We start from the raw sequence: 11,118 nt of genomic DNA on the forward strand, positions 1-11,118 counted from the left end.
ATTGTACCCCGATCTCGATTAAGTGCCTATGTTTGAGTGACTTAATCCACGGCATATCCGATAATGAGCGCATGATTGAACAAGCCCGCCATCAACTGTTACACACCTTCGGTTTTAATGAGTTTCGTGATCCGCAGCAGTCCGTCGTAGAGACCCTGTTAGAGGGGCAGGATGCACTCGTGATTATGCCGACTGGCGGAGGTAAATCCCTCTGTTATCAGCTACCCGCTCTTGTCAGATCGGGTGTTGGGGTGGTGGTGTCGCCGCTGATCGCTTTGATGCAAGATCAAGTCAGTGCGCTGTCACAGTTAGGTATACGCGCAGGTTGTCTCAATTCGGCCATCGATTTTAACCAGTTACAGGCCACAGAGCAGGCGCTGTTAAATGGTGAGCTGGATCTGCTTTATGTCGCACCCGAGCGCCTTCTTCAACCAAGAACCCTGTCACTGTTGCAGCAATCACAACTTGCTCTGTTTGCGATTGATGAAGCGCACTGTGTCTCGCAATGGGGGCATGACTTTAGACCTGAGTATCTTCAATTAGGTTCTCTAGCGGAACGTTTCCCTAATGTGCCTCGGGTGGCGCTGACCGCCACGGCGGATGCTCGAACTCAGCAGGAGATCATTGATAAACTGCAACTTCAGACCGGTCGTGTCTTTATTAAGGGGTTCGATCGTCCCAATATTCGCTATCGCATCATGCAGAAGGATCGTGCAAGGGAGCAGCTTCTCAACTTTATTCGCACCGAGCATGCCCAGGATGCCGGTGTGGTCTACTGCATGTCCCGCAAGCGTGTGGAAGATACTGCCGCTTGGCTATCTGAAAAGGGTTTTAATGCACTGCCTTACCATGCCGGATTGAATGCACAACTGCGTGAGCATCATCAGCACCGATTCCTGACGGAGGAGGGGGTGATTATGGTCGCGACGATCGCTTTTGGTATGGGGATCGATAAGCCCAATGTTCGTTTCGTGGCTCATCTGGATCTACCGAAATCGGTAGAGGCCTACTATCAAGAGACCGGTCGTGCCGGTCGAGACGGTGAGCCGGCCAACGCTTGGATGGTTTATGGCCTTCAGGATGTGATCTTTCAAAGGCAGATGTTGGAATCAGGGCAGGCGCCTGATGAGCAGAAGCGTATAGAGCGACAAAAGCTTGAGGCGATGTTGGGGCTGTGTGAGATCACCAGTTGTCGACGTCAGGTGTTGCTCTCCTATTTTGGTGAGACAGAGCACCAGCCCTGTGGTAACTGTGACAACTGCCTAGAACCCCCCGAGGTATGGGATGGTACAGAGGCGGCTCGGAAAGCGCTGTCGGCTATTTATCGTTCCGGTCAGCAGTTTGGCGTTAATGCGATTATCGAAATTTTACATGCGGAACATTCGGATCGTTCGCGTGATCGCGGTCTCGATAAGCTCTCGGTTTGGGGTATTGGTAAAGAGATCGATAAAAACACCTGGCGATCAGTGTTTCGACAGCTGGTGGCTCAAGGGTTGGTACAAGTATCTGCAGAGCATGGTTCGCTCTCCTTAGCTGAGAAATGCCGTCCGTTGCTGAAAGGCGAGACGGAGATCCAGTTACGCAAAGATAAACGCAAGTTGCGCACATCGATGGCCAGTGGGCGCTCTCGTAAACCAGAGATGCAGCTGGATGATCAGGACTTTAAACTCTGGGAAGGTCTCCGAGCCTGTCGTAAACAGCTCTCTGACGAACAAAATGTGCCACCTTATGTCATCTTCCATGATGCTACCTTGATGGAGATGGTGGAGCGCAAACCAACCTCGCTGTTTCAGATGCGTCGTATATCTGGGATTGGTGATCGTAAACTGGAACTCTACGGCGATGCCTTCCTAGAGGTTATTAACGAGTCGCTCTCCAATGAACGCGAGAAAGAGGTGGATTACCAGAAGGAGGAGGTGCTACAGCTCTATCGTGCTGGCATGACCACCGATCAAGTGGCTAGGCAGGTTCATCTATCCGAACAGCAGGTGTTCAATATTCTGGCGCACTGGATCGCTTTGGGTGATCTCGCGTTAACGGACGTGGTTGAACTGCCTCTATCAGAGATCAGTCAAATTGAGCAGCAGATTTTGGAAAGCTCAAGTATACATGGCGCGTCACTCAAACCCGTTTTTGAGCACTTCTCTAACGTCTACAGTTTGGGCGTATTACGCTGCGTTCAGGCAGCAATGGAGTAGGGTTGAATGGCTTGGGAGTTACTGCTCGCTGCATTTATCTCTTCAACGCTTTTGCCCGGTGGTTCCGAGCTATTGCTGGCATGGTACGTTGCTGAAAACCCTGCGAACTTCTACCCACTTCTCTTGACTGCGATTGTCGGTAATTTGGCCGGATCGATGCTCTCCTTCTTTATGGGGTGGTTAATCGCTCTGAAATACCCTCTGACACTGTTGGACAAGCCACAGCATCAAAGAGCGAAACGCTGGATAGGGAAATACGGTGCTGTGATACTGCTGCTGGCTTGGTTACCTGTAGTGGGAGATCCGCTCTGTCTAATGGCTGGTTGGTTGCGCCTAAATCCGCTAAGCAGTTTTCTGTTTATACTGATCGGAAAGTCGATACGCTACTTTGTCATCGCATGGCTGGCGCTTGAGGTCGCTGTCTGATGTGGAGTTGGCGGACAATCTCCTATATTGCGCTGATGTTGCTGGCGCTCGTGTTGTGGCTCAATCGCTTGCAGAGTGAGTCGATAACGCCCGATTGGCAAGAGCCGGTCTCACTGCGAATCTATCCTGTGAATGCGGATCAAACGATCGCAACAGCAGAGTACCTTGCAACGCTATCTGATGACGATTTTAACGACATCGAGCAGTTCTTCTCTGATGAGTCTAGGCGCTACGGTCTTCCCCTTGAAAAGCCTCTGTCGGTCGAGCTCTATCCTGTGGTCACGTCACTTCCGCCTGAAGCGCCAGAATCTGCGAGTATTTTGGACTCTCTATGGTGGGGTTTGCGAATGCGCTTGTGGGTGGCTGGGAATGATCAGTTTGATGCGGATGACAATACTATTCGTGTCTTCATGAACTACTATTCACCAACGCTTAATAGCACCATGAAACACTCCTTGGGTTTGCAAAAGGGTAGGATCGGGCTGGTAAATGGTTTCGCGTCAGATCGTTTTCAGGGCTTGAATCACTTTGTAGCGGTCCATGAGGCGCTGCATACTTTGGGGGCTTTGGATCGTTATGATCCCGAAACCGCTGAGCCGGTTTGGCCGGATGGATTTGCCGACCCTGTTCAAGTGCCGCTCTATCCTCAATCTCGAGCTGAGGTGATGGGGGGTAGGATTCCGCTTGTGCCCGGAGTGGCTGTATTACCCTCCGATTTGAGTTTTGCTCACATAGGGCCCGCGACTGCCAGTGAAATAGGTTGGCTCGATGCGTTAGGCGATCAGTAAGGGCTGTCGCTTTGTTGCCTTTTCGTTATACTTGCGCCGCCATTTAACTAGGCAAAACATTATTTAGATCGGATAGACCATGAAAGACGACACCCAGCAAGATGAGCTCAATCGCAAGCAGAAGCTTCGCTTCAATAAGCTGCATAAGCGACTCAGACGTGAAATGGGACAGGCGATAGAGGCCTTCAACATGATCGAGCAGGGCGATAAGGTGATGGTCTGTCTGTCCGGTGGTAAAGACTCCTACACGCTTCTCGATATTCTGATCAACCTACAGAAAAGTGCGCCGATCCACTTTGATCTGGTTGCCGTCAACATGGATCAGAAACAGCCGGGATACCCTGAACACATTCTTCCAGCCTACCTCGACTCTTTAGATATTGAGTACCACATCATCGAGAAAGATACCTACTCGGTGGTTAAGTCGGTTATTCCTGAGGGCAAGACCACCTGTGGTCTCTGCTCGCGTCTGCGCCGCGGCACGCTGTATGGCTTTGCAGATGAGATCGGTGCCAACAAGATAGCGCTAGGACATCACCGTGATGACATTATTGAGACGCTGTTCTTAAACATGTTCCATGGCGGTAAGCTGAAGGGGATGCCGCCCAAGCTGGTCTCAGATGATGGAAAAAATATGGTGATACGCCCGCTGAGCTACTCGCGTGAAAAGGATATTGCCGAGTACGCTGAGATAAAGGGCTTCCCGATCATTCCTTGCAACTTGTGTGGCTCGCAAGAGAATCTGCAGCGTGCATCCATTAAAGAGATGTTGAATCAGTGGGATAAGCAGTTTCCGGGTCGTATTGAGTCTATGTTCAGGGCGATGTGCAATGTCGTTCCGTCGCATCTGGCCGATGAGCAGCTGTTTGATTTTAAATCCCTCAAAACCGGATATACTCACGGTATTGAGGATGAGTCAACCATTCTAAAATTGACTACATCACACGCCGATACAGTTGACAAACAGTCGGCCGTTCAAGTGGTCGAAAAGATAGAAATCACCTCCCTGTAAAAGGCTGCAAATCTTCTAAAATCCCGATTTTTATTATGTTGCACCGCACTAGTCCTTTAGGCTAATGCCGATAGCTTATTGATGGTCATAAGTTTCCTGTGTGGTAGGTTAATCCTTGTAGTTCCGTGGGTTTGGCTGTCATTTTATTGTCACTAAACCGACTTATATCGATTCGTTATAGCTAAAAGCTTTATATAGCTATAATTAATTTGCATATATGGTGATTGGGAACGTAGAATTCGTTCCGCTAGAACTAATTTTGATAATTCACAAACAGCCGGGAGGCAATTGATGGCCAAAATCATCAAAGGGCCGACGACACGTGAGCTAATGTCCCAGCTTGCGAGCGAGTCAGAAGGACTCTCTACTAACGATCGTCGTGATTTTCTCCGCAAGGGTATCGCTGCTGTAGGCGGTGTTGCTGCTGCTAGTGTCGCAGGCACTGCAACGGCATCTGATGCTCTACTTAACTCAAACAACTTGCCACCAAATGAGCCAACTTGGGGTAAGCAGCTAGGTCACGGTGTTATTGAATACCCGTACGGCAACCCTTCGAAATTCGAAAGTGATGTTGTTCGTCGTACCGTACCTTGGTTGACAGCTGAGTCTATCTCTTCAATCTCAATGACACCTCTTCACGAGCTGAAAGGTATCATTACGCCAAACGGACTTGTGTTCGAGCGCTACCACGGTGGTGTTCCAACAATTAATCCTGAAGAGCACCGTCTAATCATCCACGGCCTTGTTGAGCGCCCACTGATCTTCACTATGGAAGATCTAATGCGCTTCCCATCTGAGTCGCACATCAAGTTCCTTGAGTGTCCAGCGAACGGTGGTATGGAGTGGCGTGGTGCGCAGATGGAAGCGCTTCAGTTTACACACGGCATGCTAAGCTGCTGTGAGTGGACAGGTGTTCCTCTACGCGTTCTTCTTGAAGAAGCGGGCGTTAAACCAGAAGGTAAGTGGGTACTTGCTGAAGGTGCTGACGGTGCGCACATGTCTCGTTCTATCCCAATCGAGAAGTGTCTTGATGATGCTCTGATTGTTTACGCACAGAACGGTGAGATGCTTCGTCCAGAACAGGGTTACCCAGTTCGTCTTCTTAACCCAGGTTGGGAAGGTAATACCTCTATTAAATGGCTTCGTCGTCTTGAAGTCGGTGATAAGCCTTGGCACCACCGTGAAGAGACGTCTAAGTACACAGACCTCATGGCTGATGGCCGTGCGCGTCGCTTTACATTCGTTCAGGAAACTAACTCGGTTATCACTAGCCCATGTCCTGAAAAACCAATCCTTAGCCCAGGCATGATCGAGATCGAAGGTCTTGCATGGTCTGGTCGTGGTAAGATCAAACAGGTAGATATCTCGTTCGACGGCGGTGTCTCTTGGACGCCAGCTAACCTGAAAGGTCTAGTTCTTGAAAAAGCTCTGACTCGCTTCAGTCTTGTGACTAAGTGGGATGGTCAGCCATGGTTGCTACAAGCGCGTGCGATCGATGAGACAGGTTACGTACAGCCAACACTTAAGCAGCTTCGTGAAGTTCGTGGTGTTGAGTCTATCTACCACAAGAACGCTATCCATACTTGGAAAGTTGCTAACACTGGGGAGGTTTCGAATGTTCAACTCTCTTAAGCCAACCCTAGTTGCTGCTGCAGTTGCCGGCTCACTAGTTGCTGGTTCTGTAAACGCGGGTGAATCATTCGGCTTCGGTCGTACCGCGACTGCTGAAGAGATCGCTGGTTGGGACATCGATGTACGTCCTGACGGTATGGGTCTTCCAGTAGGTGAAGGTTCGGTAGAAGACGGTGAAGGTCTTTACGAAGCTAAATGTGCTGTGTGTCACGGTCTATTTGGTGAAGGTGAAGGCCGTTGGCCAGTGCTTGTAGGTGGTCAGGGTACTCTTGCTCAGGACCGTCCTACTAAAACTGTAGGCTCTTACTGGCCTTTCGCTTCGACTCTTTACGATTACATCTACCGTGCGATGCCATTTACGGCTCCACGTTCATTGACTCCGAATGAGACATACGCAATCTCTGCGTACATTCTGTACATGAACGAGATCGTAGAAGATGACTTCGTACTAACAAATGAAAACCTTGCTGACATCAAGATGCCAAACGAAGAGAATTTCTTCGTAGATCCGCGTCCTGATGTTAAGAACACGCGTTGTATGTCTGACTGTAAAGATCCTAATGCGATCATGATCACCGGTACTATCGGTGGTGTAACCCCAGTCGGTCACTTCGTTGAAGGTGCTGACGGTCCTGCCGCTTCTCACGAAGAGCAACACGCTCTTGAGCAAGCGAAAGAGAAAGAGCGTCTAAAAGCACTGGGTGTTGAAGTTGAAGAGGAGTCTCACTCTGCTAAGCCTGCTGAGCTATCAGCTGCTGCTAAAGAGGGTAAGGCGACTTACGAAGGTGCTTGTGCCGCATGTCACGGTATGGGTATCGCAGGCGCACCTAAGCTAGGTGATCAGGCTGCATGGGAAGCACGTATCGCACAAGGTATGGATGTCCTAGTAGACCACGCGATCAATGGCTACCAGGGTGATAACGGCATTATGCCAGCGAAAGGTGGTCGTATGGACCTATCTGACGAAGCTGTCGCTAATGCGGTTGCCTACATGGCAGAATCTAGTCAATAATTGACGGATGGCGGGGCGGTTAACGCCGCCCTGTTTTTTATAATAACAAGCACGAAAGTGCACGATCACTGAAGGAGTGACCATGCGAAAGTTGATCTCAGCCCTAGCAGTTGCAGGTGTAGCATTCACCGGTTCTGCAGTCGCGGGTTCACATAGCGAAGCGATGATCAAAGAAGGCCAAGCAATCTACCACGGTAAGTCACGTGGTAACTGTGTTGCTTGTCACAACATTCAAGATCCTATTACCAACCAAGCTGGTAACCAGGGTCCTATGATTATTGCTATGAAAGCACGCTACCCAAATAAAGCTGAGCTTCGTGCTCAAATTTGGGATGCTACTGCGAAGAATCCTCTGTCTATCATGCCACCAATGGGTAAGCATAATATTTTGACAGAAGATGAAATCGACGCAGTCGTAGAATACATTTATCAGTACTAATTAGACTCGATTTAGGTGGAGTAAAATGAGCATGAATCGTCGTACAGTTGTAAAAGCGATCGCTGCAAGCGGTGCGCTAATCGGTCTAGGTGCAATGATGCCACGCGTGGCAGTTGCTGCATGGAATAAAGATGCATTTAACGCAAAATCACAAGCTGATGCGCTAAACGCACTATACGGAAGCGCTGCAGAAGCAAGTGCTGACGTAATGTTGAAAGCTCCAGATATCGCTGAGAACGGTGCAGTTGTACCTGTATCAGTTGAATCTAAGCTGGCTAACGTTGAATCAATGGCTATCTTTGTAGAGCAGAACCCAACGCCTCTAGCGGCTGAGTTCGGTATCCCTGCTGGTACTGCTGCAGACGTGTCTACTCGTGTACGCATGGGTAAAACAACTAACGTAACTGCAGTTGTTAAGGCTGGTGGCAAGACTTACAGCGCTACCAAAGAAGTTAAAGTCACTATCGGTGGCTGTGGCGGTTAATAAGCGGTTTAGATTAGGAGAAGTATAATGGCTAAGATTTTTCGAGTTAAAGCTAGCGCACGTGGCGGTAAAACTACCGTTAAAATGATGGCTAAACACAACATGGATACAGGTCTTCAGAAGGGTAAAGATGGCAATCTTATCCCAGCTAAATTCCTGGATACTGTGTCTGTTTCTCACGGCGGCAAAGTCGTGTTTGAAGCGAACCTAAACACAGCTATCTCTAAAAACCCATACCTAGCATTCACTTTCGAAGGTGGCGCTAAGGGTGAAGAACTATCTGTTGCTTGGTCTGAAAACACAGGCGCAACTGGCACCGAATCTGCAAAGATCAAGTAATTGATCTCTGCTTACGGAGGACGCATGAATATAATAAAAAGCACACTACTTGGTTTGAGTGTTGCAGCTGCTAGCCAAATGGCAATGGCAGCAACTACGGGAGCTACTGTCGCAACTGTCGATCCAGAAGCTGACCGCATTGCACTGCAAGAATATATGAAAAACCGTTTCCCAGACACTCCAATGAGTGAGTACGTAAACGGTATCTATGCTGTTGACGCTGCGTCTCGTGCGCAGTGGGAAGAGATTGAAGAGTTCCCTCCTTACGAGCTAGACCTCGAAAAGGGTGAAGAGCTATTCAATACGCCTTTCGCAAACGGTAAAGGTTACGCTGACTGTTTCGAGAACGGTGGTATTGGCATTCGTCAAAACTTCCCATACTGGAACGACGAGCGTAAAACAGTTGTAACTCTAGAGATGGCGATCAACGAGTGTCGTATGACAAACGGTGAGAAACCACTAGGCTGGAAGAAGGGCGCTATTGCAGAGATCTCTGCATACATGGCCTACACTTCACGCGGTAACGAGTTTGCAATTGAGATTCCAAACGATGAGGCGAAAGCGGCTTACCTAGATGGTAAAAAGTTCTTCTACTCTAAGCGTGGTCAGTTGAACCTATCATGTGCTGACTGTCATTTGACTGGTACTAACCGTTTGGTTCGTGCCGACCTTCCAAGCCCAGCGCTAGGTCACACTACACACTTCCCTGTAGTACGTTCTAAATGGGGTAACATCGGTACACTACACCGTCGTTACGAAGGCTGTCACCGTGACTCTCGTTCAGAGTACTTGAAGCCACAAAGCGAAACTTTCCGTAACCTTGAGTACTTCCAGACTTACATGTCTAACGGTCTCATCGTTAACGGTCCTGGCGCACGTAAGTAAGGGGCAAACAGATGAAAAAGATCATTTCGATCGCAGCTGTTGCTGCACTTACACTGAGCTCTATGGCTTCTGCTCAAAGCTTCAGTGAAGCATTTGATGCAGCTCGTGCCCTTCAAGGTGCTAACGGCACGTTTGAATGGAACGGCAAGAAGTACAGCACACAGACAATCGAAGAAGCTTTGGCATCGAAACCAGCTAACGCTGAAAATGCTCAAGCACTATTCGATGCTGCTAAGGCTAAGTACAAAGAGTCACAAGAAGCAGGCTTTGCTTGGCGTGATACTAAAAAGTACTTGAAAGAGTCTAAAGAGGCGATTGCTGCTGGTGAATTCCAGAAAGCAATGGATCTTGCTGCTCGTGCTCACTACCAAGCACGTAAGGGTGTAGAGCAGCGTGACTACGCTGAAAAACATTGGATTGATGCAGTTCCTCCGTTGAACTAATCATATTCCTTACAAAAACCCGGTTATTGTGCCGGGTTTTTTTGTGCCAAAATTTTATATGACATTTTGTGATTAGGTTATTGTTTTTGGTAATAATGGTGCTATGATACTTACATCTTTCCAGAGCGTGATTTATCACTCTCTTCTTGTGGATGATTTAACCGTTTTCGCAGTGATCTTTGGGGCCTTTGGCCCCATTTTTTTTGCCTTAATTCCACATTATAAGAATCGATAAGATCGTGGGTGTAGCCAGTGTGAGCGCAACATTAGGGCCCATCAATTGATTGAATTTCGTCTGATTAGCGGCATTGTTTAAAACCAAAATAGAGAGCCTGATCGCGGCGGTTGAAACAACCACACCAACTAGTAGCCCAAATAGATCTGTTCCCATTGTCTGAATAAGCAGTACCATCCCAGCGATCATAACCGAGTTAAATAGGGTGTATACCTTGGCGCCGGTATGGCGTCCATAAGCGATGAGCAGGTGGTATCGGCCTGAGGCTCTGTCTGCATCGATATCCGGGTATTGATTCAATAGCAGTAAATTGTTCACTAGACAGAATGGAATGATGGACGCCAGCACAGCCTGCTCTGCCAGACCGCCGGTCAGGCTAATGTGGGTACCCAAAACCATGATCGGCCCAAAGCCAATTCCCGCAGAGATTAGGCAAGCGATTGGGTGTCTGTTCAGTACCGGGGTGTAGGTTAAAACAATAAAGAGACCCAAAATCCCCAAAGGCATTAACAGAGCAAGGTTCTGTTGCATTAAATAGAGCCCAGACAGCGTGCACAGTGAAAGCAGTGTTAATGCGACACTTTTAACCTCTTTAGCAGACTCAGGTCGGCGGGGAAGCGCACCACTGCCGCCACTGAAGGGGGTTCGATCAGTGGTTAAGTCTAAGCCTGAGCAGTAGTCATGGTACTCATTGAGCATGTTGACGCTTATGTGAGCCAATAGTGCAGTGATAAGAATTAACGTTGCTAATCCAAGATTAATGGATGTGACTTGGCTCGCCGTTGCGATGCCTAGAAAGACACAGACTAGGGTAAGGATTAAGAAATTGGGTCGTGCAGTCGCAATCAGAGTGGCAATTCGACGGTTCACAGCTGGGAGCCTCTATAAGGTTGGTGTCCCTATTGTAGAATCTAGGCGAAGCCGAAGCGAATGTGATTGGATGGATGAGTATCGCGGCCTTTGCAAGACCGCTCCAACAGGATGCTTTTGTTGGAGCCTTATCGAAGATGAGGCGATTTTTTTCAGAGAATCGCGGCCTTTGCAAGACTGCTCCAACAGGATGCTTTTGTTGGAGCCTTATCGAAGATGAGGCGATTGGGGTCTAATGGGATGGTCCGTCCCGCTTCTTAAACGGCATCACAATGTGCCAGGATATTAGTTACCACACTTTTATCCAAAGGAGACGGACCATGACGCAGACTATAACAAACGCAGAAGTACATAC

12 protein-coding genes are annotated in these 11,118 nt (G+C 48.7%); 11 read left to right on the plus strand and 1 reads right to left on the minus strand.

What is annotated here, in order from left to right; genetic code table 11:
- The first annotated feature begins 71 nt into the window (after positions 1-71).
- From recQ to XMM312_RS10135, 11 genes are all read left to right on the plus strand, one after another.
- The gene (gene recQ / locus XMM312_RS10085; protein WP_173489178.1) at positions 72-2,198 is read left to right on the plus strand and encodes a DNA helicase RecQ; all 2,127 of its coding nucleotides are present in this window, start codon (positions 72-74) and stop codon (positions 2,196-2,198) included.
- 6 nt (positions 2,199-2,204) lie between these two features.
- Positions 2,205-2,624, plus strand: a complete 420-nt coding sequence (locus tag XMM312_RS10090; protein WP_173481094.1) for a YqaA family protein — start codon at positions 2,205-2,207, stop codon at positions 2,622-2,624.
- On the plus strand, positions 2,624-3,412 hold the full coding sequence (locus tag XMM312_RS10095) for a hypothetical protein (protein ID WP_173481093.1): 789 nt from the start codon (positions 2,624-2,626) through the stop codon (positions 3,410-3,412). The genes XMM312_RS10090 and XMM312_RS10095 overlap by 1 nt, the downstream gene beginning before the upstream one ends.
- A gap of 79 nt (positions 3,413-3,491) precedes the next feature.
- Positions 3,492-4,424: a tRNA 2-thiocytidine(32) synthetase TtcA gene (gene ttcA, locus XMM312_RS10100; RefSeq protein WP_173489176.1), complete on the plus strand. Its 933-nt coding sequence runs from the start codon at positions 3,492-3,494 to the stop codon at positions 4,422-4,424.
- A 291-nt stretch (positions 4,425-4,715) separates the two neighbouring features.
- Positions 4,716-6,056, plus strand: a complete 1,341-nt coding sequence (gene soxC, locus XMM312_RS10105; RefSeq protein WP_173481091.1) for a sulfite dehydrogenase — start codon at positions 4,716-4,718, stop codon at positions 6,054-6,056.
- The gene (locus XMM312_RS10110; RefSeq protein WP_173481090.1) at positions 6,040-7,068 is read left to right on the plus strand and encodes a c-type cytochrome; all 1,029 of its coding nucleotides are present in this window, start codon (positions 6,040-6,042) and stop codon (positions 7,066-7,068) included. The genes soxC and XMM312_RS10110 overlap by 17 nt, the downstream gene beginning before the upstream one ends.
- An 82-nt stretch (positions 7,069-7,150) precedes the next feature.
- The gene (soxX, locus tag XMM312_RS10115; RefSeq protein ID WP_173481089.1) at positions 7,151-7,507 is read left to right on the plus strand and encodes a sulfur oxidation c-type cytochrome SoxX; all 357 of its coding nucleotides are present in this window, start codon (positions 7,151-7,153) and stop codon (positions 7,505-7,507) included.
- A 31-nt stretch (positions 7,508-7,538) separates the two neighbouring features.
- Positions 7,539-7,991, plus strand: a complete 453-nt coding sequence (soxY, locus tag XMM312_RS10120; protein ID WP_254442920.1) for a thiosulfate oxidation carrier protein SoxY — start codon at positions 7,539-7,541, stop codon at positions 7,989-7,991.
- Positions 7,992-8,018: 27 nt separating this feature from the next.
- A complete protein-coding gene (gene soxZ / locus XMM312_RS10125; RefSeq protein WP_173481087.1) occupies positions 8,019-8,330 on the plus strand; it encodes a thiosulfate oxidation carrier complex protein SoxZ in 312 nt (103 codons plus the stop codon).
- A gap of 24 nt (positions 8,331-8,354) precedes the next feature.
- Complete coding sequence (gene soxA / locus XMM312_RS10130) at positions 8,355-9,215, plus strand: sulfur oxidation c-type cytochrome SoxA (protein ID WP_173481086.1); 861 nt, start codon at positions 8,355-8,357, stop codon at positions 9,213-9,215.
- Positions 9,216-9,226: 11 nt separating this feature from the next.
- The gene (locus tag XMM312_RS10135) at positions 9,227-9,658 is read left to right on the plus strand and encodes a hypothetical protein (protein WP_173481085.1); all 432 of its coding nucleotides are present in this window, start codon (positions 9,227-9,229) and stop codon (positions 9,656-9,658) included.
- Positions 9,659-9,866: 208 nt separating this feature from the next.
- Here XMM312_RS10135 and XMM312_RS10140 read toward each other — a convergent pair whose 3' ends face one another.
- Positions 9,867-10,763, minus strand: a complete 897-nt coding sequence (locus XMM312_RS10140) for a prenyltransferase (RefSeq protein ID WP_173483513.1) — start codon at positions 10,761-10,763, stop codon at positions 9,867-9,869.
- Positions 10,764-11,118: the final 355 nt, after the last annotated feature.

The sequence above is a fragment of the Marinobacterium sp. xm-m-312 genome (genome assembly GCF_013283295.1).
GTDB lineage: Bacteria > Pseudomonadota > Gammaproteobacteria > Pseudomonadales > Balneatricaceae > Marinobacterium_E.

Bases quoted from the DNA above. Each gene is read 5' to 3' on its own strand.
- XMM312_RS10090 (WP_173481094.1), top strand. From the start codon at position 2,205: ATGGCTTGGGAGTTACTGCTCGCTGCATTTATCTCTTCAACGCTTTTG.
- XMM312_RS10135 (WP_173481085.1), top strand. From the start codon at position 9,227: ATGAAAAAGATCATTTCGATCGCAGCTGTTGCTGCACTTACACTGAGC.
- soxA (WP_173481086.1), top strand. From the start codon at position 8,355: ATGAATATAATAAAAAGCACACTACTTGGTTTGAGTGTTGCAGCTGCT.
- soxY (WP_254442920.1), top strand. From the start codon at position 7,539: ATGAATCGTCGTACAGTTGTAAAAGCGATCGCTGCAAGCGGTGCGCTA.
- soxZ (WP_173481087.1), top strand. From the start codon at position 8,019: ATGGCTAAGATTTTTCGAGTTAAAGCTAGCGCACGTGGCGGTAAAACT.
- recQ (WP_173489178.1), top strand. From the start codon at position 72: ATGATTGAACAAGCCCGCCATCAACTGTTACACACCTTCGGTTTTAAT.
- soxC (WP_173481091.1), top strand. From the start codon at position 4,716: ATGGCCAAAATCATCAAAGGGCCGACGACACGTGAGCTAATGTCCCAG.
- XMM312_RS10095 (WP_173481093.1), top strand. From the start codon at position 2,624: ATGTGGAGTTGGCGGACAATCTCCTATATTGCGCTGATGTTGCTGGCG.
- XMM312_RS10110 (WP_173481090.1), top strand. From the start codon at position 6,040: ATGTTCAACTCTCTTAAGCCAACCCTAGTTGCTGCTGCAGTTGCCGGC.
- ttcA (WP_173489176.1), top strand. From the start codon at position 3,492: ATGAAAGACGACACCCAGCAAGATGAGCTCAATCGCAAGCAGAAGCTT.
- soxX (WP_173481089.1), top strand. From the start codon at position 7,151: ATGCGAAAGTTGATCTCAGCCCTAGCAGTTGCAGGTGTAGCATTCACC.